This is a genomic window from Dermatophilaceae bacterium Soc4.6 (assembly GCA_039889245.1).
Taxonomy (GTDB): Bacteria; Actinomycetota; Actinomycetes; order Actinomycetales; family Dermatophilaceae; genus Lapillicoccus.
In genome coordinates this window covers 367,710-389,877 of the sequence record JAZGVH010000002.1, presented here as the reverse complement: position 1 = coordinate 389,877, position 22,168 = coordinate 367,710, and the positions used below count along the sequence as shown (strand labels likewise).

General features: G+C 71.8%; 19 protein-coding genes. 12 read left to right on the top strand and 7 right to left on the bottom strand.

What is annotated here, in order from left to right:
• Positions 1-89: 89 nt before the first annotated feature.
• The 6 genes from V3N99_01920 to serA all read left to right on the top strand — a co-directional run bounded on the left by V3N99_01920 (position 90) and on the right by serA (position 6,332).
• The gene (locus V3N99_01920) at positions 90-1,271 is read left to right on the top strand and encodes an FAD-dependent oxidoreductase (GenBank protein MEO3935492.1); all 1,182 of its coding nucleotides are present in this window, start codon (positions 90-92) and stop codon (positions 1,269-1,271) included.
• Positions 1,268-1,579: a (2Fe-2S)-binding protein gene (locus V3N99_01915; GenBank protein MEO3935491.1), complete on the top strand. Its 312-nt coding sequence runs from the start codon at positions 1,268-1,270 to the stop codon at positions 1,577-1,579. The genes V3N99_01920 and V3N99_01915 overlap by 4 nt, the downstream gene beginning before the upstream one ends.
• A complete protein-coding gene (locus V3N99_01910) occupies positions 1,576-3,108 on the top strand; it encodes an FAD-dependent oxidoreductase (protein ID MEO3935490.1) in 1,533 nt (510 codons plus the stop codon). The genes V3N99_01915 and V3N99_01910 overlap by 4 nt, the downstream gene beginning before the upstream one ends.
• A gap of 46 nt (positions 3,109-3,154) precedes the next feature.
• Positions 3,155-4,057: a dihydrodipicolinate synthase family protein gene (locus V3N99_01905; protein MEO3935489.1), complete on the top strand. Its 903-nt coding sequence runs from the start codon at positions 3,155-3,157 to the stop codon at positions 4,055-4,057.
• A gap of 7 nt (positions 4,058-4,064) precedes the next feature.
• Positions 4,065-5,066 carry a proline racemase family protein gene (locus V3N99_01900; GenBank protein MEO3935488.1) on the top strand — a complete coding sequence of 334 codons (1,002 nt, stop codon included), beginning with the start codon at positions 4,065-4,067 and terminating at the stop codon, positions 5,064-5,066.
• A 69-nt stretch (positions 5,067-5,135) separates the two neighbouring features.
• Positions 5,136-6,332 (top strand): phosphoglycerate dehydrogenase, encoded by a 1,197-nt coding sequence (gene serA / locus V3N99_01895; protein ID MEO3935487.1) that lies wholly within the window; start codon positions 5,136-5,138, stop codon positions 6,330-6,332.
• Between the two features lie 16 nt (positions 6,333-6,348).
• Here the strand turns inward: serA and V3N99_01890 are convergent, their stop codons facing one another.
• Entirely contained in the window at positions 6,349-7,125 is a 777-nt protein-coding gene (locus V3N99_01890) for a C40 family peptidase (protein MEO3935486.1), read from the bottom strand.
• 79 nt (positions 7,126-7,204) lie between these two features.
• Between V3N99_01890 and V3N99_01885 the strand changes: the two genes are divergently transcribed.
• The 5 genes from V3N99_01885 to V3N99_01865 all read left to right on the top strand — a co-directional run bounded on the left by V3N99_01885 (position 7,205) and on the right by V3N99_01865 (position 12,682).
• Positions 7,205-8,302 carry an alpha-hydroxy acid oxidase gene (locus V3N99_01885; GenBank protein ID MEO3935485.1) on the top strand — a complete coding sequence of 366 codons (1,098 nt, stop codon included), beginning with the start codon at positions 7,205-7,207 and terminating at the stop codon, positions 8,300-8,302.
• Complete coding sequence (locus tag V3N99_01880; GenBank protein ID MEO3935484.1) at positions 8,299-9,138, top strand: serine hydrolase; 840 nt, start codon at positions 8,299-8,301, stop codon at positions 9,136-9,138. The genes V3N99_01885 and V3N99_01880 overlap by 4 nt, the downstream gene beginning before the upstream one ends.
• 174 nt (positions 9,139-9,312) lie before the next feature.
• Complete coding sequence (locus tag V3N99_01875; protein ID MEO3935483.1) at positions 9,313-10,911, top strand: circularly permuted type 2 ATP-grasp protein; 1,599 nt, start codon at positions 9,313-9,315, stop codon at positions 10,909-10,911.
• Complete coding sequence (locus V3N99_01870) at positions 10,911-11,840, top strand: alpha-E domain-containing protein (GenBank protein ID MEO3935482.1); 930 nt, start codon at positions 10,911-10,913, stop codon at positions 11,838-11,840. Before V3N99_01875 ends, V3N99_01870 begins: the two co-directional genes overlap by 1 nt.
• Positions 11,837-12,682 carry a transglutaminase family protein gene (locus V3N99_01865; GenBank protein ID MEO3935481.1) on the top strand — a complete coding sequence of 282 codons (846 nt, stop codon included), beginning with the start codon at positions 11,837-11,839 and terminating at the stop codon, positions 12,680-12,682. The genes V3N99_01870 and V3N99_01865 overlap by 4 nt, the downstream gene beginning before the upstream one ends.
• 30 nt (positions 12,683-12,712) lie before the next feature.
• On the opposite strand, the gene V3N99_01860 is transcribed toward V3N99_01865, so the two are convergent.
• Positions 12,713-13,414, bottom strand: coding sequence for an MBL fold metallo-hydrolase (locus V3N99_01860; protein ID MEO3935480.1), 702 nt, complete (start codon positions 13,412-13,414; stop codon positions 12,713-12,715).
• A gap of 179 nt (positions 13,415-13,593) precedes the next feature.
• Between V3N99_01860 and uvrA the strand changes: the two genes are divergently transcribed.
• Positions 13,594-16,722 carry an excinuclease ABC subunit UvrA gene (gene uvrA, locus V3N99_01855; GenBank protein ID MEO3935479.1) on the top strand — a complete coding sequence of 1,043 codons (3,129 nt, stop codon included), beginning with the start codon at positions 13,594-13,596 and terminating at the stop codon, positions 16,720-16,722.
• Between the two features lie 36 nt (positions 16,723-16,758).
• Here the strand turns inward: uvrA and V3N99_01850 are convergent, their stop codons facing one another.
• From V3N99_01850 to V3N99_01830, 5 genes are all read right to left on the bottom strand, one after another.
• Positions 16,759-17,049, bottom strand: a complete 291-nt coding sequence (locus V3N99_01850) for a putative quinol monooxygenase (GenBank protein MEO3935478.1) — start codon at positions 17,047-17,049, stop codon at positions 16,759-16,761.
• A 123-nt stretch (positions 17,050-17,172) separates the two neighbouring features.
• Positions 17,173-17,883, bottom strand: coding sequence for an ABC transporter ATP-binding protein (locus V3N99_01845; protein ID MEO3935477.1), 711 nt, complete (start codon positions 17,881-17,883; stop codon positions 17,173-17,175).
• Positions 17,884-17,889: 6 nt separating this feature from the next.
• Positions 17,890-18,843: an ABC transporter ATP-binding protein gene (locus V3N99_01840; protein ID MEO3935476.1), complete on the bottom strand. Its 954-nt coding sequence runs from the start codon at positions 18,841-18,843 to the stop codon at positions 17,890-17,892.
• Positions 18,840-21,125 carry a branched-chain amino acid ABC transporter permease gene (locus V3N99_01835; protein MEO3935475.1) on the bottom strand — a complete coding sequence of 762 codons (2,286 nt, stop codon included), beginning with the start codon at positions 21,123-21,125 and terminating at the stop codon, positions 18,840-18,842. The genes V3N99_01840 and V3N99_01835 overlap by 4 nt, the downstream gene beginning before the upstream one ends.
• The gene (locus tag V3N99_01830) at positions 21,122-22,072 is read right to left on the bottom strand and encodes a branched-chain amino acid ABC transporter permease (protein ID MEO3935474.1); all 951 of its coding nucleotides are present in this window, start codon (positions 22,070-22,072) and stop codon (positions 21,122-21,124) included. Before V3N99_01830 ends, V3N99_01835 begins: the two co-directional genes overlap by 4 nt.
• Between the last annotated feature and the right edge of the window lie 96 nt (positions 22,073-22,168).

Below are 22,168 nucleotides of genomic sequence, written 5' to 3'. Positions count from 1 at the left end.
CGGCTCCGGCTCGCCACGGTCCCGTCCGTCTGCCAAGGTGGGGGCACGGGTGGGGCGGTGATTCATCCTGCCCAAGGGAGGAGCTGAGCGTGGGCCGCGTCGTGGTCATCGGGGCTGGGGTCGTCGGGGCGTCCTGCGCCTGGTTCGCAGTGCAGGCCGGATGGGACGTCACCCTCGTCGACCCCCTGCCGCCGGGCGGTGGCACGACCAGCCGGGGCGAAGGCAACCTCCTGGTGTCGGACAAGGGAGCCGGGCCTGAGCTCGCCCTGATGCAGGCGAGCCGGCTGCTCTGGCTCGAGGTCGCGCAGTCGCTCGGGCGTGACTCGTTCGAGCTGGACGAGAAGGGCGGGCTGGTCGTCGCGACGACCGGGCCGGAGCTCGAGGCCCTGACCCACTTCGCCGAGGGGCAGCGCCGGGCGGGTGTGGTGGCCCACCCGGTCGCCGGTGACGACCTGTGGCGCCTCGAGCCGCACCTCGCCCGCGACCTGCCGGGCGCGGTGCTCTATCCCGAGGACCTTCAGGTGCAGCCGGTGCTGGCGGCGGCCGGCCTGGCGCGCGCCGTCCGTCGCGCCGGTGGGGTCGTGCGACTGGGTGACGAGGTCGTCGCCGCCGAGCGTGACGCGGCGGATCGGTTGCGTGGTGTGCGGCTGTCCAGTGGGGAGGTCGTGCGGGCCGACGTCGTGGTGAACGCCGCGGGCACCTGGGGAGGGGTCGTGGGTGCGCGTCTCGGGGCGCCGATCCCCATCCACCCGCGACGCGGCTTCGTGCTGGTCACCGCTCCCGTGGGCCAGCTCGTGCGGCACAAGGTCTACACCGCCGCCTACGTGGCCGACGTGGCCTCGGACGACGCGGCGCTCCAGACCTCCACCGTCGTCGAGGGCACCCGCTCGGGGACCGTGCTGATCGGGGCCAGCCGTGAGCGGGTGGGGTTCGACCGGGCCATGAGCCCCCGGGTGGTGCATCGCCTCGCCGCCGGAGCGGTGCGCATCCTGCCGGTCCTGGCGGGTGTCGACCTCCTGCGCACCTACCGCGGGTTCCGCCCCTACAGCCCCGACCACCTGCCCATCATCGGTCCGGATCCCCGGGTGCACGGGGTGATCCACGCCTGCGGTCACGAGGGGGCCGGCGTCGGTCTGGCCGCGGCGACGGGTTTCCTCGTCGCTCGCCACCTCGACGGTGCACCGGTTCCCGACGGGCTGCCGGTGACCCCGTTCCTCCCCGACCGGCTGCTCCGGGGTGGTCCGCTGCGGGTACCGGCGGAGGCGTCATGACGTCGTCCTTCGACTTCGACGGTCGACCGGTCAGATACCGTCCGGGGCAGACGGTCGGGGCCGCGCTCGTCGCGGACGGCACCCGCTCCTGGAGCAGGTCGGGGCGCACCCGACGCCCGATGGGTCTCTTCTGCGGGATCGGCGTGTGCTTCGAGTGCCTCCTGACGGTCGACGGGGTCCCCGACGTCCGGGCCTGCCTGGCCCCCGCGCACGAGGCGGTGGCGGTGCACAGCCAGGACGGCCCTCCTTCCCGCCACCCCAGCCACCCCAGCCCGACCGCTGACGAGCTCGCGGAGGGGGCGCCGTGACCGCAGTCGCCGGCCCGGCGACCCCCTACGACGTGGCCGTGGTCGGCGGGGGACCGGCGGGTCTCGCGGCCGCGACCACCGCCCTCGCGGTGGGCCTGCGGGTGGTGCTGGTCGAGCGGGCCACCGCCCTGGGCGGGCAGTACTGGCGTCAGCCGGCGCCCTCGTCCGGCGCCGGTCGGCTGCGGTTCGGCGAGCTGCACGACCTGCACCACGGTCTCGACACCTTCACCCGGCTGTGCAACCGGGTCCTCGAGGGCGAGCGGGCGGGTCGGCTCCGCCTGCTGCTGCGCACGCAGGTCTGGACCGCGGTGCGCACCGAGGGACTGGTCGTCCTGAGCACGGCAGGGACGGGGGCGGGGGCCTCGGCGGGCGAGGTCCGGGCCCGGAGAGTGGTCATCGCGACGGGTGCGCACGACGTGGCCCTGCCGTTCCCGGGCTGGGAGCTGCCCGGGGTGATGACCATCGGGGGTCTCCAGGCCCTGCTGAAGGGCAGCGGCGTCGTGGCCGGTCAGCGGGTCGTCCTGGGCGGTTCCGGCCCGTTCCTGCTCCCCGTCGCCGTCGGGCTCGCGCGTCGCGGCGCCACGGTGCTCGGCGTGCACGAAGCAGCATCGCCCCAGCGCTGGGCCCGGCACCTGCCCGCGGTGGGGCGCAACCCCGGCCGACTGGCCGAGGGAGTGGCGTATGCCGCCGAGCTGGCCCGCTACCGCATCAGGGTCCACCCCAGGTCGATGATCGTGCAGGCCGAGGGCGCCGACGAGGTGGAGGCGGTGACGGTGCAGCGCCTCGATGCACGGGGCCACCTCGTGCCCCACGCCACCCGACGGATCAGCGCCGACACCGTCGGCATCGGGTGGGGGTTCGCGCCCGTCATCGACCTGGCCGTCACCCTCGGCTGTGCGGTGGCCGCCGGCCCCGACGGTCGTCTCGTCGTCACGACCGACGCTCGTCAGCAGACCTCGGTGCCCGAGGTGCTGGTGGCTGGAGAGACGAGTGGGGTCGGCGGTGCCGCTCTGGCCCTCGCCGAGGGCGAGCTGGCGGGCTACGCCGCCCGAGACGGTCTGGCCGGCCCGCTGACCCCCACCCCTGCCGCCGGACCGGGCTCCCTGCGTAGACGGAGCACGGTCGGTCGGCGCCGCGACGCCCAGCGGGCCTTCGCGTCAGCCCTCCACGCGGTGCACCCGGTGCCGGCCGCCTGGTCGCAGGCCCTCACCGGGCCGACCCTGCTGTGCCGGTGCGAGGAGGTGCCGGTCTCTGCGGTCCGGGCGGTGATCGCCCGTGGCGTCGACGGTGCGCGACCGGTCCGTCAGCTCACCCGGGTGGGCATGGGCTGGTGTCAGGGACGCACGTGCGAGGCGGCCTGTGCCCTGCTGGTCGCCGAGGCCGCAGGCCCGAGCGCGGCACCTCCACCACCCTTCGAGCGGTTGGTGGCCCAGCCGGTCAGCCTGGGCCTGCTGGCCGCCCTCGACGACCGACACGACGACGACCCACCAGCCGATGAGCCGTTCCTCGACGACGTCGGTAGGGTGTGACGGCCGGGTCCGAGATCGGGTTTCCGGCTGACCCAAGGAGATCCCGTTGACCGCCACTCCCTGGCGCGGTGTGCTCGTCGCCACCGCCCTGCCCTTCGTCTCGACGGCCGCCGGCGAGCTCGAGCCGGATCTCGCCGCCTACGGCGAGAGCATCGCCTGGCTGGCTGCGCAGGGCCTGCACGGGGTCGCTCCGAACGGCTCGCTGGGTGAGTACCAGACCCTCACGAACAGGGAGCGGGATGCCGTCGTGCAGACCGCGGTCGAGCACGCCCCCGAGGGCTTCGTCGTGATGCCGGGGGTGGGGGCCTACAGCGGTCGCGAGAGCCGCCGGCACGCCGAGGTGGCCAGAGACCTCGGCGCCGCGGCCGTGATGGCGCTGCCCCCGAACGCCTACCGCGGCGACGACCGTGCGGTGCTCGAGCACTACGAGCTCGTGGCCGGGGCGGGGCTGCCGGTCGTGGCCTACAACAACCCCATCGACACCAAGATCGACCTCACTCCGGCACTCCTGGCCCACCTGCACCGCGAGGGGCTGGTGGTCGCGGTGAAGGAGTTCACCGGCGACCCGCGCCGAGCCTACGAGATCGCCGAGCTGGCACCGGGGCTCGACGTGCTGGTCGGCAGCGACGACACCGTTCTCGAGGTGGTCCTGGCGGGGGGTGTCGGCTGGGTCGCGGGCTACGCGCAGGTGTTTCCCCGCGCCTGCCTGCAGCTCTTCGAGGCGTGCGTCGCGGGAGACCTCTCCACGGCCCTGCCGCTCTACCGCACCCTGCACCCGGTGCTCCGCTGGGACAGCCGCACCGAGTTCGTCCAGGCCATCAAGCTGGGCCAGGACCTGGTCGGGCGGCCCGGAGGCGTGTGCCGGGCGCCGCGGCAGCCCCTCGACGCGCAGCTGCTCGAGGTCGTGAGCGCGGCCACCCGGGCCGTGATCGACGCCGGCCTGTCGTAGGTCGGCCGTGCGCAGCAAGGTCGTCCTGCACGCAGTGGACTCGCACACCGAGGGGATGCCCACCCGGGTCGTCACCGGTGGTGTCGGTGTGCTGCCCGGATCGACGATGGCGCAGCGACGTCAGCTCTTCATGGCCGAGCGCGACGACCTGCGCACCCTGCTGATGTACGAGCCGCGCGGCCACGCCTCGATGTCGGGCGCGATCCTGCAGCCGCCGACGCGTCCCGACGCCGACTACGGGGTGCTCTTCATCGAGGTCTCGGGCTGCCTGCCGATGTGCGGCCACGGCACAATCGGTGTCGCCACCGTGCTCGTCGAGACCGGCATGGTGCCGGTCGTCGAGCCCGAGACCGTCATCCGCCTCGACACCCCCGCCGGGCTCGTCACCGCGCGGGTGCAGGTGCGTGACGGCGCAGCCGTGAGCGTGACCCTCGAGAACGTCGCGTCCTACAGCCACGCGCTCGACGAGGTGGTCGACGTGCCGGGCTTCGGCGAGGTGACCTACGACATCGCCTACGGCGGCAACTTCTATGCCGTGGTGCGCACCGACGACCTCGGGCTGGAATTCAGCCGAGACCACCGGGCGGCCCTGCTCGACGCCGGTCTCGCGGTGATGGCGGCGATCAACGAGCAGCGGCCGGTCGTCCACCCCGAGGACGCGAGCATCGACGTCTGCCACCACGTCTACCTCGAGGCGCCCGGGTCGACCCCCCGCCACTCGAGGCACGCGATGGCCATCCACCCGGGCTGGTTCGACCGGTCGCCGTGCGGCACTGGCACCAGCGCTCGACTGGCCCAGCTGCACGCGCGGGGTCTCCTGACCGTCGGCGACGAGATGGTCAACGAGTCATTCATCGGTGGTCGTTTCCTGGGCACCATCCTCGGGGAGACCACGGTGGGCGGCCGTCCGGCGATCCGCCCGGCCGTGACCGGCCGGGCCTGGGTGACCGGCACCGCGCAGTACCTCCTCGATCCCACCGACCCCTTCCCGGCTGGTTTCCTGCTGTGACCGCATCCTGGGCCGTCCGGTGAGCGGACCGGCGTCAGGGGCGTGGCCGGGGCCTGCCAACATGGTCGGGTGAAAGCACTCCTGCTCGAGAACATCCACGCCGATGCCGTCGCCTCCTTCGAGGCGGCAGGCATCGAGGTCGTCCAGCACGCCGGGGCCATGGACGCGGCCGAGCTCGTCTCGGCGCTCGCGGGGGTGCAGCTGCTCGGCATCCGCTCCGGCACCCGGCTCACCGCGGCCGTGCTCGACGCTGCGCCCGATCTGCTCGCCGTCGGTGCCTTCTGCATCGGCACCAACCAGATCGACCTCGACGCCGCCGCCGCCCATGGCGTGGCTGCCTTCAACGCTCCCTTCTCCAACACCCGCAGTGTCGTCGAGCTGGCCATCGCGGAGATGATCGCGCTGACCCGTCGGCTGACCGAGAAGAGCGACGCGCTGCACCGGGGGCTCTGGGACAAGTCGGCCAAGGGCGCCCACGAGATGAGGGGTCGGACCCTGGGCATCATCGGCTACGGCAACATCGGCAGCCAGCTCTCGGTCGTGGCCGAGGCCCTCGGCATGGGCGTCGTCTACTTCGACGCCGACGACAAGCTGCCCATGGGCAACGCCCGCAAGGTCGACACCCTCGACGAGCTGCTCGGGCTGGCCGACGTCGTCACCCTCCACGTCGACGGCCGCATCGGCAACGCCGGGCTGTTCGGGGCCAAGCAGTTCGCGGCGATGAAGAAGGGGTCCGTCTTCCTCAACCTCTCCCGCGGTTTCGTCGTCGACACCGAGGCCCTTGCCGACAGCGTGCGCGGCGGCCACCTGGCCGGTGCCGCGATCGACGTCTTCCCCGTCGAGCCCAAGGCGCAGGGCGACACCTTCGAGTCGAGCCTGCGCGGGCTGCCCAACGTCATCCTCACACCGCACGTCGGTGGCTCGACCGAGGAGGCGCAGCGCGACATCGGCCGCTTCGTCTCGGGCAAGCTGCGCGACTACGTCGAGCGGGGGAGCACCTCGCTCAGCGTCAACCTGCCGGCGGCGCTGCTCGACGCCGGCAGCTCCAGCCACCGGTTGGCCCTGCTGCACCGCAACATCCCGGGAGTGCTGGCCAGCGTCAACCAGCTGCTCTCGGAGCACGGGGTCAACATCGAGGGTCAGGTGCTCGCCACGCGGGGAGAGATGGGATACGTCATCACCGACGTCGCCGCCGACACCTCGCCCGACGTGGCCACCGCCCTCGAGGCCATGCCCGAGACGATCAGTCTCCGCGTCCTGCGCTAGCGGTCGACCGGGCCGGTCACGAGGGGGGCCGCCCGGCCCCGGCGAGGGTCTCGAGCCGCCCGTCGTCGAGCGGCTCCTCCATCAGCCCGCAGCCGGTCTCGGGCGCGTGGATCATGTGTCCCCGGCTGGTCACGATGCCCACGTGGTGGGCCCGACCCTCACCCGGGAGCGCAAAGAAGTAGAGGTCGCCGGCCCTGACCTCGTCGAGCGGCACGGGGACGCAGGCGTCCTGCTGGTCGTCGGCATCCCGCGGCACGACCACGCCGAGCGCCCGCAGGCACCAGTGGACGAGGCCCGAGCAGTCGAAACCGGCGGGGCTGAGCCCTCCCCACAGGTAAGGCAGCCCGAGGTGCTGGCGCGCCAGGACCACGAGGGGGTGCTCTGCGCTGATCGGGGTCGGCTCGGTCAGGGGGAGGGAGCCGGCCGGGTCGGCCGGGTCGGCCGGGTCGGTCAGGTGGCTGGCGCGGACCCACCCCCGGTAGCCGTCGGGGGCGATCGAGGTCGGCTGCCGGGGCGCCCGCACGTGCACCCAGCCCGGATGGGCCGGGTCGGCGCCGAGCACCACGGCCGGCTCGCCGGCGAGCAGCTGGGTGTGCAGGCGATGGTGCAGGCCGAGGCGCCCGTCGCCCGTCATCGACTCCCCGTCGTGGGCATCCAGCTCCTCGAGCCACCGCGCGACATCCGGCTCGTCGGCGACGCTGGGAGCGTCGACCGTGCGGGGGCTGTCAGGGCGCTCCCAGAGGTTGGCGACCTCGACTCGGACGCGGCGCCGGTGGTGGTCGGTGGCGGTCATCGATCCATCCTGACACGGGGAGGGGCACCGACCCCGGGCGCGGACCCCGACGCCCGTGGATCGGGGGCAGACTGGCCCGATGCTGCCTCTCCTGATCGACCACGCGCGAGCCGCGGCCACGCTCATGCACCCGGCGGCGGTCGACTACGTCGGCACCGGTGCCGCCGACGAGGTCACCCTCGACGAGGCTGAGATCGCCTGGCGGGACTGGCGTCTGGTGCCGTCGGTGCTGGCCGGCGTCGACGTCGCCTCGACGCGGACCACGCTCCTGGGCTGCGACCTCGCCACCCCGGTGCTGGCTGCGCCGACGGCCTACCACCGACTTGCCCACCCTGACGGTGAGCTGGCCACCGCGTCGGGCGTGGCCGACGCGGGCAGCCTGATGGTCCTGTCGACGCGCACCACCGTGGCCATCGAAGAGGTCGCCGGGGTGCTCGACGCCCGTGGCACCCCGTGGTGGTGGCAGTCCTACCTCGTGCGCGACCGCGGCCTGACCGCTGCGCTCGCCCAGCGGGCCACGGCGGCAGGGGCGAGGGCGGTCGTGCTCACCGGTGACACGCCGTACGTCGGTCTGCGCGCCCGGGAGGCGCACGGTCCACCACGGGGCACTGCGGAGCTGATGCACGACAACCTCGCCCGCCACGTCGGCTCGGCAGACGAGGTCGATGCCGAGCAGGCGCTGGTCCAGGCCCCGGCGACGCTCGACGACATCGGGTGGCTGGCCGGAGTCACCGGCCTCCCGGTCCTGGTCAAGGGCGTCCTGGGCGGTGCGGACGCCGAGCGCTGCCTCGCCGCGGGCGCGGCCGGCATCGTGGTGAGCAACCACGGGGGTCGCCAGCTCGACCGGGCCGTCGCCACGGCGCGCGCCCTCCCGGCGGTGGTGGACACCGTCGCCGGCCGGGTGCCGGTCCTGGTGGACGGCGGCATCCGTTCCGGCCTCGACGTGCTCGTGGCCCTCGCTCTCGGGGCCGACGCGGTGCTGCTCGGGCGGCCCGTCGTCTGGGGCCTGGCCGCGGGGGGCGGCGCGGGGGTGGCCGCAGCGCTCGAGGCGGTCCGGGCCGACCTCGCGCACGGGCTCGGGCTGCTGGGGGTCGGTGGTCTCGACGAGCTGGCGCAGCGGGGGCGCTCGTGCCTCGTCCCCGCCGGTCCGTGGCGGGGCCCGGGAGGGCCGGCATGAGCGAGCGGGCCGCCGACGCGGCGGCGGCGCTGCTGCGCGAGCGCCTGTCCGCGCTCGTCTCGCGCGCCCCCGGGCGCGTGGGGGTCAGCGTCAGCCTGCCCGGTGCCCTGCGGGTCGACGTCGACGCCGAGCACGTCGTCCCGGCGGCCAGCACGATCAAGGTGCCGGTCCTCGTCGCCGCGCTCGACGCCTGCCAGCGCGGCCGGTTGGCCCTGGACACCACCGTGAGCCTGCCACTGCCCGGTGAGCGCGTCGGAGGCAGCGGGCCCCTCGAGCTCCTGCCGTCGGTGCGACGGCTGCCCCTGCTCGAGGCGCTCACGCTGATGATCTGCCTCAGCGACAACGACGCGACCAACGCCGTCATCGACCTCGTCGGCCGCGAGTCGGTCACGGCGAGCCTCGCGCTCGTGCCCACCCGCCACACGCACCTGCGACGCCGGCTGATGGACGTGCGCGCCGCTGCCGAGGGCATCGAGAACACCACGACCGCGTGCGACCTCGTCGACCTGCTCGTGGCCCTGCGCGGTGGACGGCTGCTCGACCCGGAGCACACGCAGACGGCGCTCGCGGTCCTGCAGCGGCAGCAGTTCCGTGAGGGTCTGCCGGCCTATCTCCCCGAGTCGGTGCCGGTCGCCTCGAAGACCGGCTCGCTGCACGGCGTGCGCAGCGACATGGCGCTCATCGAGTCGGTGCCGGGCCGCTTCGCGGCCGTCGCCGTCGTCGCGACCGGGCTGGCGGGGCCGGGGGGAGCCGGCGGCGAGCTGGGGGCCGACCGGGGCACCGCCGTCCTCCCGCTCTTCGCCGAGGTCGGTGAGCTGGTCGCGTCCCTGCTGTGACGGCCTCGGGCCAGGTCGCTGCCGGCACGCACCACAAGGGGTTCTGTCCCATTGGTCGGCTCCGGACATGACAGAGAAACACGGACCTCATAAGGTCGGCACGTGAGCGCCCCCTTCGACCTCTATGACGCCGCCGGGCCGACCAGGCCGTCAGCCGACACGCCGTACGACGAGATGTTCGGGGCGGAGGGGATGCGGGCGGGGTACCGGCAGCTGGGCGACAAGGCGGTGCAGATCGGTACCGAGGAGCTGTTGGTCCGCGCCGAGTCCCTCAAGAGCTCCTACCTGGCGCAGGGCGTGACCTTCGACTTCGGTGGGGTCGAGCAGCCCTTCCCGCTCGACATCATGCCGCGCCTGATCGAGCCCGACGTGTGGGCGCCGGTCGAGAGGGGCGTCGCCCAGCGGGTCCGCGCGCTCGAGGCCTTCCTCGACGACGTCTACGGCAAGGGCGAGCTCTTCCGCGACGGGGTCATCCCACGCCACGTCGTGCTCAGCTCGCCGCACTACCACCGGGTGGTACACGGTCTGAAACCGGCTGGGGGCGTGCGGGTGCACGTGTCCGGCATCGACCTGATCCGCGACAACGAGGGCGTCTTCCGCGTCCTCGAGGACAACGTGCGGGTGCCCTCCGGGGTGTCGTACGTGATGACCAACCGTCGGGCCATGGCGACGGCCCTGCCCGAGGTCTTCCACGACCACCGCATCCGGCCGGTGTCCCGCTACCCCCGTCAGCTGCTGGCCGCGCTGCGGGCGACGGCCCCTCCGGGCGTCGCCGACCCCACCGTGGTCGTCCTGACGCCGGGCGTGTACAACTCGGCCTACTTCGAGCACGCCCTGCTCGCCCGCCTGATGGGGGTCGAGCTGGTCGAGGGTCGCGACCTGGTCTGCAAGGGCGGACGGGTGCTGATGCGCACCACCAACGGACTCGAGCCCGTGCACGTGATCTACCGGCGGGTCGACGACGAGTTCCTCGACCCGGTGCACTTCCGGTCCGACTCGATGCTCGGCGTCGCCGGGCTCATCAACGCGCTGCGCGTCGGCAACGTCACCGTCGCCAACGCCATCGGCAACGGTGTCGCCGACGACAAGCTCGTCTACACCTACGTGCCCGACCTGATCCGCTACTACCTGCACGAGGAGCCGATCGTCCCGAACGTCGACACCTGGCGCCTCGAGGACCCGGCCCACCGGGCCGAGGTGATGGACCGGCTCGGCGAGCTCGTCCTCAAGCCGGTGGACGGCTCGGGGGGCAAGGGCATCGTCATCGGGCCGAGGGCGACGACCGCCGAGCTCGACGTGCTGCGCGAGCAGGTGCTCGCCAACCCCCGCGGGTGGATCGCCCAGCCGGTGGTGCAGCTGTCGACGCACCCCACCCTCATCGACGGCGCGATGCGCCCCCGGCACGTCGACCTGCGGCCCTTCGCGGTCAACGACGGCCAGCAGGTGTGGGTCCTGCCCGGTGGGCTGACCCGTGTGGCCCTCCCGGAGGGCGAGCTCATCGTCAACAGCAGCCGTGGCGGGGGCTCCAAGGACACCTGGGTGCTGTCGCGCTCGGCGTTGCCCGGCGCGACGGGCCCGCTGGTCCAGGAGCCGGCGACCGGCCGGCTCGACCTGAGCGACATCGCCGCGGCGTCGACGACCTCGCCGGGCACCGGCTGGCCGGAGCAGAAGCAGACGCAACAGCAGCGGGTGGACCCGCTGGATCCACTGGCGCCACTGGCGCTACTGGACCCCCTCGCCCCGCACGACGGTCCCGATGGAGGGCAGCACTGATGCTCAGCCGCATCGCGGAGTCGTTCTTCTGGATCGGCCGGTACCTCGAGCGGGCCGACGCGACCGCCCGCATCCTCGACGGGCACATGGCCACGCTCGTCGAGGACCCCACGGTCGACGAGGCTGCCGCCTGCCGCACCGTCCTGCAGGTGATGGGGGTCGAGCCCGACGAGGGCACCCACTACGACAACGACCTGGTGCTGCGGCTGCTCGGTCACGAGCCCGACGAACCCAGCTCGATGGTGTATGCCCTCGGCTGCGCCCGCGAGTCCGCCCGGCGGGCCCGGGAGACGGTCTCGGCGGAGGTCTGGGAGGCGATCAACACCACCTGGCACGCGGTCTCGCACGGTCAGCTCGAGACCATGAGGCCCCACCTCGCCTCGCGGCTCGTCGTCGAGCGGGTGGCGATGATCTCGGGGATGGTCGACGGCACGATGAACCACGACGAGAGCTGGCAGTTCCTCACGCTCGGTCGGCACATCGAGCGGGTGGACATGACGGCCCGGCTGCTGTCGAACGCGTCGCTCTCCGCCGGCGCGAGCACCGCCTGGTCCTCGACCCTGCGCGCCTGCGGCGCGCTCGAGGCCTTCACCCGCACCTACCGGGGTCGCCTCGGTCAGCGGGAGGCGGCCGAGTTCCTGCTGCTCGACCGGCTCTTCCCCCGATCGGTCATCCACTCCCTCGGGCGGGCCGAGGACTGCATCCACCACCTCGACGCCGGCCGCCGCTCGGGGCAGCACGGCGAGTCGGCGCAGCTGCTGGGTCGGGCCCGCGCCGAGCTCGAGTACCGTCCGCTCAGTGACATCCTCAGCGACCTCGCCGGCGAGATGGAACGCATCCAGCAGCGGATGACGCGGGCGAGCGAGGCCATCGCGTCGCGCTACTTCCCCACCCCCATCGCCCACAGCTGGCAGGCAGGAGAGGCATGAGCGCCCGACTGGTCGTCTCGCACCGCACCGGATACATCTACGGCAAGGGGGCGCTGACGTCCTTCAACGAGGCCCGTCTGACCCCTCCGACCACGTCTGAGCAGACCGTGTTCTTCTCACGGGTCGAGGTGACCCCGCAGCCGTGGACCTTCGACTACGTCGACTACTGGGGCACGCACGTGACCGGCTTCGAGGTGAGTGAGCGCCACGACCGGCTGGTGGTGACCGCGTCGAGCACCGTCGACGTCCACCGTCCTGCGCGTCAGGGCCTGGGGCTCGACTGGGACGGCCTGGCTGCCGAGTGCGTCGGGGTCGAGGCGTGCGAGTTCCTCGAGGTGTCGGACCGGGTGCGACCGCCGGACGACCTCCGCGAGCGGGTCGTCGCCCTGCGGACCGACGCGATCGGTCCCGCCGAGCTCGTGGCCCTGGTGACCACCCTGGTCCACGACGAGGTCGCCTACGTGCCGGGCTCCACCAGCGTGTCCAGCCACGCGGTCGACGCCTGGCAGGCCCGGCAGGGCGTCTGCCAGGACCTCGCCCACCTGACCATCGGTGCCCTGCGCTCGGTGGGCATCCCCGCGAGGTACGTCTCGGGCTACGTCCTCCCGGACGAGTCGGCCCCGGTCGGTATGCCGGTCGACGGGGAGTCGCACGCCTGGGTGGAGTGGTGGGACGGAGCCTGGCTGGCCGTCGACCCGACCAACATGGTCACTCCCGGCGACCTGCACGTCGAGGTCGCCCACGGGCGTGACTACGCCGACGTGCCGCCCTTGTCCGGGGTCTACACCGGTGGCACCGACACCGACATGTTCGTCGAGGTCACGATCACCCGGCTCAGCTGAGCCGGGTCGCCATCGGGGTGGGCGGGGGAGTCACCAGCCGCGTTCGCGCCACTGCGACAGGTGGGGGCGCTCCCGGCCGAGCACGGTGTCGCCCCCGTGGCCGGGGTAGACCCACGTGTCGTCGTCGTACTCGTCGAAGACCCGCTCGGTGACGTCGGCGATGAGGTCGTCGAAGCTCTGACCCTCGTTCGTGGTGTTGCCGACCCCTCCGGGGAAGAGCGAGTCCCCGGTGAAGAGGTGCGTGCGACCGTCGCCGTCCTCGTAGGCGAGGGCGATCGACCCGGGGGTGTGCCCGCGCAGGTGCACGACCTCGAGGCTCACGTCGCCGACCTGCAGCGTGTCGCCCTGGGCGAGGCGCCGGTCCGGCCGCACCGGCAGGGCGTCGGCGTCGTCGGCTCCGGCGGCCGTGCGGGCGCCCGTGGCCTCGACGACCGCGGCGAGGGCGCGGTGGTGGTCCCAGTGCTGGTGGGTGGTGACGACCCAGTCGAGACGGCCGGTGCCGGAGGCGACCAGCTGCAGCACCTGCTCCGGATCGTCGGCGGCGTCGATGAGCAGCTGTTCGCCGGTGGCGGTATCCGTCAGGAGGTAGACGTTGTTGCTCATCGCGGAGACGGCGAGCTTGCGGATGGTCAGACCGGGGAGCTCGCGCACCTGGACCGGGCCTCCCGGTGTCACGTCACCGTCGTAGGGGGCGGCCACCTGGGGGTCGGGTTCGCGGGTCGTCGGAGCCATGGCCCAAGCCTAGGGGTGGAGGGGGCCGAACGGAGCACCGGTCGCTCGCAGGGGAGTATCGCCCCCGCACGCCCGGGCGAGCGAGACCCCTGTCGGTGGCCGCGCCTAAACTGAGGGATGTGAATGCTGCGCCGTCCCGCCCCTCGTCCCGGGCCTCCGCGACCCCCGCCTCTGCTGCCGTGATCGCTGCGTCGACCCACGCACTGGTGCCGGGCGCACCCCGCCGGGCTCACGACACCCTGATCGTGCGTGGCGCGCGAGAGCACAACCTCAAGGACATCTCGGTCGAGCTCCCCCGCGACGCCCTCATCGCCTTCACCGGCCTCTCGGGGTCGGGCAAGTCGTCCCTCGCGTTCGACACCATCTTCGCCGAGGGCCAGCGTCGCTACGTCGAGTCGCTCAGCTCCTACGCCCGCCAGTTCCTCGGGCAGATGGACAAGCCCGACGTCGACTTCATCGAGGGGCTCTCGCCAGCGGTCTCGATCGACCAGAAGTCGACCAACCGCAACCCGCGCTCCACGGTCGGCACCATCACCGAGGTCTACGACTACCTGCGGCTGCTGTTCGCCCGCGCCGGTCGGCCGCACTGCCCCGTGTGCGGCGAGGCGATCACGAGGCAGAGCCCCCAGCAGATCGTCGACCAGCTGCTCGAGCTGCCCGACCGCACGAGGTTCCAGGTGCTGGCCCCGGTGGTGCAGGCGCGCAAGGGCGAGTTCGTCGACCTCTTCGCCGAGCTGCAGACCAAGGGGTTCTCGAGGGCCCGCGTCGACGGCGAGGTCGTCTCCCTGTCCGAGCCGCCGAAGCTCGAGAAGCAGTACAAGCACACGATCGAGGTGGTCGTCGACCGGCTGGTCGCCAAGGGTGACGACACCGGAGCCAAGCGGCGACTCACCGACTCGGTCGAGACCGCCCTGCGGCTGGCGGCCGGGGTGCTGCTCGTCGAGTTCGTCGACGTCGACGAGAGCGACCCCGACGCCGTCCGCGAGCGCCGCTTCTCGGAGAAGATGGCCTGCCCCAACAACCACGCGATCGCGATCGACGAGATCGAGCCACGGTCGTTCTCGTTCAACAGCCCGTTCGGGGCCTGCCCGACCTGCACCGGCATCGGCACCGAGCTCGAGGTCGACCCCGAGCTGCTCGTGCCCGACCCCGACCTCTCCGTGGCCCAGGGGGCCATCGCCCCGTGGGCGCAGGGCAGCGGCTCGGCCGAGTACTTCCAGAACGTCATGCACGCGCTCGCGAAGGACCTCAAGTTCTCGGTCGACGCGCCGTGGGCCTCGCTGCCGGCGCGGGCCAAGGAGGCCCTCCTGCACGGCCAGAACTACAAGGTCCACGTGCAGTACCGCAACCGCTACGGGCGCGACCGGTCCTACACCACCGGCTTCGAGGGTGTCGTCCCCTTCGTCAAGCGACGCCACGCCGAGACCGACTCCGAGTGGAGTCGTGAGCGCTACGAGGGCTACATGCGCCAGGTACCGTGCCCCGTCTGCAAGGGTGCGCGGCTCAAGCCCGAGATCCTGGCGGTGCACGTCGGGGGCCGCAGCATCTCCGAGATCTGTGCGCTGGCCATCAACGAGGCCGCCGACTTCCTGCGCGAGGTCGACTTCACGACGCGCGAGCGGCAGATCGCGGCCCGCGTGATCAAGGAGATCGAGGCCCGGCTGGGCTTCCTGCTTGATGTGGGGCTCGACTACCTCTCGCTCGACCGCCCGGCCGGCACCCTCTCCGGCGGGGAGGCCCAGCGCATCCGGCTGGCCACCCAGATCGGCTCGGGGCTGGTCGGTGTGCTCTACGTGCTCGACGAGCCGAGCATCGGGCTGCACCAGCGTGACAACCACCGCCTCATCGAGACGCTCACCCGCCTGCGCGACCTCGGCAACACGCTGATCGTCGTCGAGCACGACGAGGACACCATCGCCATGGCCGACTGGGTCGTCGACATCGGTCCGGGCGCGGGGGAGCACGGGGGAGAGGTCGTGCACTGCGGCACGGTGCAGGGTCTGCTCGACCACCCGACCTCACTGACCGGGCAGTACCTCTCCGGCCGGCGCGAGATCCACGTGCCCGATGTGCGGCGTCCTCTTGACGGCCGCGAGGTGTCGGTCATCGGTGCTCGGGAGAACAACCTGCACGACGTCGACGTCTCCTTCCCCCTCGGCGTCCTGGTGGCGGTGACCGGGGTGTCGGGCTCGGGCAAGTCGACCCTGGTCAACGACATCCTCTACACCGTGCTCGCCAACAAGCTCAACGGCGCCCGTCAGGTGCCCGGCCGGCACAAGACGGTCACTGGCCTCGAGCACCTCGACAAGGTCGTGCACGTCGACCAGGGCCCGATCGGCCGCACCCCGCGCTCCAACGCGGCGACCTACACCGGCGTCTTCGACAACATGCGCAAGCTCTTCGCCGAGACGCAGGAGGCAAAGGTCCGCGGATACCTGCCGGGCCGGTTCTCCTTCAACGTCAAGGGCGGCCGCTGCGACAACTGCTCGGGCGACGGCACCATCAAGATCGAGATGAACTTCCTGCCCGACGTCTACGTGCCGTGCGAGGTGTGCCACGGGGCGCGCTACAACCGCGAGACCCTCGAGGTGCACTTCAAGGGGCGCACGATCGCCGACGTGCTCGACATGCCGATCGAGGAGGCAGCCGACTTCTTCGCCGCGGTCCCCTCGATCGCCCGGCACCTCAAGACGCTCAACGACGTCGGGCTGGGATACGTGCGGCTCGGCCAGCCCGCACCGACCCTCTCGGGCGGTGAGGCCCAGCGGGTCAAGCTGGCCACCGAGCTGCAGAAGCGCTCGACCGGACGCACCGTCTACGTCCTCGACGAGCCCACGACGGGCCTGCACTTCGAAGACATCCGCAAGCTGCTCGAGGTGCTGCAGGGCCTGGTCGACAAGGGCAACACGGTGATCGTGATCGAGCACAACCTCGACGTGATCAAGAGCGCCGACTGGCTGGTCGACCTCGGACCCGAGGGCGGCAAGCGTGGTGGTCGGGTCATCGCCGAGGGCACGCCCGAGGAGGTCGCCCTGGTCGAGGAGTCCTTCACCGGCCAGTTCCTGCGTCCGCTGCTGGAGAAGGCCGCCTCTGGCCGTCCCTCCCCGCGACCCAGCCAGTCACGGGTGCGTCCGGTGGCCGCCTCGGCCTCGACGCGACTTCAGGCGGCGGGCAGGGCCACCACCAAGACGACCAAGAAGGCCACCTCGAAGCCGGCGGCGACATCCGTCACCGCGAAGAAGGGGACCACGAAGGCCACTGGTTCGACGGCGTCCACGAAGGCCCCGCGCCGGGCCGTGGCCCGCTAGGGGCCTCCGCCGGGGCTGGGCCCCGGCGGAGGTCTCTCAGGCCGGCGTGAGGGGGTGGATGGCCGGCGGCGCCGCGAGAGCGTCCCCGACGGCGCCCAGAGCCTTCGCGATGTGCGGGGAGGCCATGTGGCCGTCGAGCGCGGCCTGGTCGGCCCACTCCTCCACCGTCACGAACGTGCCGGGCGTCGCCGCCGACTCGAAGAGGTCATAGGCGCGGCACCCGGCTTCCTGCCGGGTCGCCTCCGCCAGCTCGGTGAGCGCCTCGTGGACGACCGTCTCCGATCCGGGCTTGGCGCTGATGAGGGCGACGACGTGCAGACCGGCCATGGGTGCGACTCCTGTGTCGAGGGAGCCGCTGACCGGCTCGCTGGCCTTACCCTACTGCGTGCACGCGTCGACGTGCCGAGGGGCCCGGTCATCGGTGGCAGGCCGGGGAGGACGGACCGACCGTCAGGAGGCGATCTCCTCGCCCAGGTAGGCCGCGCGGATCCGGTCGTCGGCCAGGAGGTCCTTGCCGGTGCCGGAGAGCACGATCTCACCGGTCTCGAGAACATAGCCACGGTCAGCCAGGCCGAGGGCCTGGGAGGCGTTCTGCTCGACGATGAGCACCGTCATGCCGGCGCTGTTGACCTCTTTGACGATCGCGAAGATCTGCTGGATGATCAGCGGAGCCAGCCCCATCGAGGGCTCGTCGAGCAGCAGCAGCCGGGGCTTGCCCATCATGGCGCGGCCGATGGCGAGCATCTGCTGCTCCCCGCCCGACAGGGTGCCGGCACTCTGCTTGATCCGCTCCTTCAGGCGTGGGAAGAGCGTGAAGACCCGCTCCAGCTCCGCCTGGTCGGGCTTCTTGAAGCGGAAGGCGCCCATCTCGAGATTCTCCGCGACGCTCATCCGGGGGAAGACCCGTCGACCCTCGGGCACGTGGCAGATGCCCAGGTTGATCAGCTCGTGGGCGGGGAGCCCGTCGATCCGCTGGCCGTCGAAGCGGATCTCACCCAGCGCCGGACGGAGCATGCCCGACACCGTCTTCTGGGTCGTCGTCTTGCCGGCGCCATTGGCGCCGAGCAGGGCCACGACCTCTCCCTCCTCGACGGTGAAGGACACCCCCTTGAGGGCGCGGATGGCGCCGTAGCGCACCTCGATGTCGTCAACCTCGAGCAGGCTCACTCAGGACTCCTCGGTCGTGGTGGAGTTGTCTGCCGGCGCGGGTGGCCGGTGCTCACCGACGGCGTGCGTGCCGGCGGTCTCGTCGGGGAGCCGGTGCAGGGTGGGCTGGTGGGCCACCTCCTCGGCGGCCTCGCTCTCGTCCGCCGATCCCAGGTACGCCGCGATGACAGCCGGGTTCCTCTGGATCTCCTCGGGCTTGCCCTCGGCGATCTTGGAGCCGAAGTTGAGCACCACGAGGCGGTCGGCCACGCTCATCACCAGCTTCATGTCGTGCTCGATGAGCAGGACCCCGACCCCGAGGTCGCGGTTGATCAGCCGGATCAGGTCGGCCAGGTCGCGCTTCTCGGCGGGGTTGGTGCCGGCCGCCGGCTCGTCGAGCAGGATGACGCCGGGGTCGGTGCCGAGGGCTCGAGCGATCTCGAGGCGTCGCTGCTCGCCGTACGGCATCGAGCCGGCGAGGTCGTTGGCCCGGTGGACCAGGCCTACGAGCTGGAGGAGCTCGTAGGCTCTGGCCGTGCTGGCCCGCTCCTCCCGGCGCTGACCGGGCAGGCCGAGCATGCACGAGATCGGCCCCGACTTCTGGCGGGTCTCGATCCCGATCTTGACGTTCTCCATGGCGGTGAGCGCTGGGAAGAGCCGGATGTTCTGGAAGGTCCGGGCCACCCCCATGTGGTTGATGACGTGGGTCTTCTTGCCCAGCACCGACTGCGGCGCGTCGCCGGCGCGACCAGCCAGGGTGATGGTGCCTTCCTGCGGGGTGTAGACACCGGTCAGCGAGTTGAACAGCGAGGTCTTCCCGGCGCCGTTCGGCCCGATCACCGCGAGGATCTCACCACGCAACATCTGCAGGGAGACGTCGTTGATCGAGGTCACCCCTCCGAAGCGCAGGGTGACGTTGCGGACGTCGAAGACGATGTCGGTGACGTCGGGGGCGGTCGTGGTCATGGCGCTCATCGGGAGCCTCCCAGTCCTTCTCCAGCCGGAACGGCCATGGGTTCGCTACGGGGGGCGTCGTCGAGACCGCGCAGCTCGGTGGCCCGACGCCGGGCCGGGATCAGCCCAGCTGGGCGGAAGATCATCATCAGGAGGATGACGGCCCCGATCCACATCTGCCGGTCCTCGGCCGGCACCTGGTCCTTGAGGAACTCCGGGAGCCAGGTGAGCACCGCGGCACCGGCCATGGCGCCGGGCAGCGAGCCCATCCCGCCGAAGACGACGTAGGCGACGACGAGGATCGAGTTGTTCAGCAGGAAGTTGTCCGGGTTGATGTAGCCGATCTGGGAGGCGAAGAAGACACCCGCCAGCCCCGAGGTCGAGGCCCCGATGGCGAACGCGAGGAGCTTGACCCGGGTGGTGTCGATGCCGGTGGCCGAAGCCGCGACCTCGTCCTCGCGGACGGCTGCCCAGGCCCGCCCGATGCGCGACTGCTCGAGACGGTTGAACACCAGGACCACGATGCCGATGAGCACCAGCAGGAGATACCAGTACTGCAGTGAGGCCGAGCCCCACTCGATGTCGATCGGGCCGATCTTGATCGACGGCTTGTCGATGCCGAAGGCACCGCGCGGGCCGTTGGTGAGGTTGCCGGGGTTGTTGATGGCCACGATGCGGATGATCTCGCCGAACCCGAGGGTGACGATGGCCAGGTAGTCACCACGCAGCCGCAGGGTGGGAGCACCCAGCGTCACCCCCGCCACGAGGCAGATGACGATGGCGAACGGGATGGCGAGCAACGGCGGCAGCTGCAGCCAGCTCGGGGGGAGGATCGGCAGGGCGCCGACCAGGTAGGCGGTGGTGTACGAGCCGATCGCGTAGAACGCGATGAAGCCGAGGTCGAGCAGGCCGGCCCAGCCGACGACGACGTTGAGCCCGATCGCCAGCAGTACGTAGATGCCGATCTCGGAGACCAGCACCGTCTGCCAGAACTGGTTGGCCATGGGTGGGTAGAACAGGGCTGCCGTGATCACGAGGATGAGCACGGCGCGGCCCATCCCGGGCACCTTGACCAGGCCGTTCGCGACGACATCGGAGCCCGTGCGCGCGGACCGGGCGGCCTCGCCCCTGACGGTGGCGACGATGAAGCCGGCGCCCGCCAGCAGCGAGAAGGCCGCGGCGGCGAACCAGCCACCGGTGCCGAGGTTCTGCCACGGACCGCTCGCCCCGTCGAACCGGGAGTCGCCGGCGAGCTTACTGAAGCTGTAGATCGTCAGCAGGGTGAGGACCAGGGACAGGCCGCCGACCCCGACCACACCCCAGCCGAGGCGGACGTCGCGGCTGTAGGCGGCGTACCCGGCGAGGGCCGTCGTGACCACGAGCAGCACGTAGCCCAGCCAGGCCAGGTAGGCCGAGGCCAGCGGTGCCAGACCCGTCCCCGCGAAGATGGCGGACGTGTCGAGCATGGTGGCGTTGCGGTTGCCGGGGGAGAACCAGGTCGCGGCCAGGAGCCCGACGAGACCGAAGACGACGCCGACGACGACCAGCGGCATGCCGGGGCGCCAGGCGAACAGGCGGTTGATGAAGGCCCGGGTGTCGGCGGTGTCGTCGTGCGCCAGGGCGAAGGCCGCTCCCGACGCGGCCACGGTCAGGTAACCCAGCACGGCGATGAGGGCGCCGGTGGAGTGGTCGGGCGTGCGCAGCAGTGAGGTGACGGCCTGGTGCGAGACGAAGACCCAGATGGCAGCCAGGATGGCCAGCGCGGTGCCCGCCCACGCCAGGAGGCGTTTGGCCAGGACGATCCCGGCCGCCGCGACGCCGACGACGACGACGAACCCGAGCCACGGGACGTTGTTGCCGAAGAAGGCGCGGGCCAGCGGGGCCAGCGTGTCCGTCTGACCGGCCGCACCGGCGACGGTGCTGAACTTGCCGTCACCGACCGACGGGGAGTCGGTCCACTTCAGCAGGGTCTGGGACACCGCCACTGTGGCCGCCCCCACCGCGAGGGGGCGGAAACCCGGGCGCGCGAACATTGGCTTGATCCGCGGCCAGAAGGTGATGGCGACGAAGACCAGCACGCCGACGAGCAGGAAGAGGAAGATGCGGGGGCCGAGGACAGCCTGGCGGAAGGCCAGACCGAAGTCCTGCTGGGTGCCCTCGTGCTGGCCGATCATCAGCGCGAGCATGAAGCCCAGCGCCAGGCAGGCAGCCAAGCGCTGCAGCAGCGGGTTGGACCACCATGGCCCGCGGTGGGACGGGTTGGGGGCCTTGGGCTGGGTCGAGGTCGTGGTCGAGGTGCTCATGCCGCACGCCCCAGCTTCTCTCCGAGGATGCCGGATGGTCGGAAGACCAGCACGAGGATGAGGACGACGAAGGCGACGACGTCGGTCCAGGCGAGGCCGATCCACCCCCCGGACCCGTCCCACGGAGCGGTCGGGACGAGGTTCTCGACGATCCCCAGCAGCAGACCGCCGAGCATGGCCCCGCGGATGTTGCCGATGCCGCCGAGGACCGCAGCGGCGAAGGCCTTGACCCCGGGGATGAAGCCCATGGTGCTGGAGAACACGAACGCGGTGCCGAAGAGGAAGCCGGCCGCGCCCCCGAGGGCCCCGCCGATGATGAAGGTGCGCGAGATGGTCTTGTCGATGTTGATGCCCATCAGCGCCGCGGTCGGCGCGTCCTCTGCCACCCCGCGGATGCTGCGGCCCAGCTTGGTGCCGGACACGAGCCGGTCGAGGCCCAGCATCATCACGAGGGCGCTGACGATGACGATGGCCTGGATGAGGGTCACGTTCGCCCCCCCGATCTTCAGGACCGACATGTTCTGGTTGAAGTACGTCGGGAACGAGTTCTGGCTGAGGCGGTTGAACATCTTGCCCGCGAGCTGCGAGAGGAAGAAGGACATGCCGATCGCGCTGATGAGGAAGGCGAGCTTGGGTGCCCCCCGCCTGCGCAACGGTCGATAGGCCACGCGTTCGAGGGTCCAGGCGACGAAGGCCCCGACGGCGGCACCGGAGGCCAGCCCGAGGATGAGCACGGCGATGACGCCGTACCACGGCAGGATGTCGCCGTTGTGGACGAAGAGGCCGATCACGAGGTATGACCCGAAGGCACCCGACATGAAGACCTCGCTGTGGGCGAAGTTGATCAGCTGGAGGACGCCGTAGACGAGCGTGTAGCCGAGGGCGATCAGCGCGTACATCGAGCCGCGCGTCAGGCCCAGGATGAAGTAGGTGAGGAAGTCGGACATCGCGTCGGGTTCTCCAGTCACGTGCAGGGCCCAGGATGGTGGGGCAGAGCCACCGAGGGTCTGCATTCGTCGGGACGGACGAACGCAGACCCTCGG

Bases quoted from the DNA above. Each gene is read 5' to 3' on its own strand.
- V3N99_01870 (MEO3935482.1), top strand. From the start codon at position 10,911: ATGCTCAGCCGCATCGCGGAGTCGTTCTTCTGGATCGGCCGGTACCTC.
- V3N99_01865 (MEO3935481.1), top strand. From the start codon at position 11,837: ATGAGCGCCCGACTGGTCGTCTCGCACCGCACCGGATACATCTACGGC.
- V3N99_01850 (MEO3935478.1), bottom strand. From the start codon at position 17,049: ATGGCCGGTCTGCACGTCGTCGCCCTCATCAGCGCCAAGCCCGGATCG.
- V3N99_01890 (MEO3935486.1), bottom strand. From the start codon at position 7,125: ATGACCGCCACCGACCACCACCGGCGCCGCGTCCGAGTCGAGGTCGCC.
- V3N99_01875 (MEO3935483.1), top strand. From the start codon at position 9,313: ATGTTCGGGGCGGAGGGGATGCGGGCGGGGTACCGGCAGCTGGGCGAC.
- V3N99_01915 (MEO3935491.1), top strand. From the start codon at position 1,268: ATGACGTCGTCCTTCGACTTCGACGGTCGACCGGTCAGATACCGTCCG.
- V3N99_01860 (MEO3935480.1), bottom strand. From the start codon at position 13,414: ATGGCTCCGACGACCCGCGAACCCGACCCCCAGGTGGCCGCCCCCTAC.
- V3N99_01885 (MEO3935485.1), top strand. From the start codon at position 7,205: ATGCTGCCTCTCCTGATCGACCACGCGCGAGCCGCGGCCACGCTCATG.
- V3N99_01880 (MEO3935484.1), top strand. From the start codon at position 8,299: ATGAGCGAGCGGGCCGCCGACGCGGCGGCGGCGCTGCTGCGCGAGCGC.
- V3N99_01830 (MEO3935474.1), bottom strand. From the start codon at position 22,072: ATGTCCGACTTCCTCACCTACTTCATCCTGGGCCTGACGCGCGGCTCG.
- V3N99_01835 (MEO3935475.1), bottom strand. From the start codon at position 21,125: ATGAGCACCTCGACCACGACCTCGACCCAGCCCAAGGCCCCCAACCCG.
- V3N99_01840 (MEO3935476.1), bottom strand. From the start codon at position 18,843: ATGAGCGCCATGACCACGACCGCCCCCGACGTCACCGACATCGTCTTC.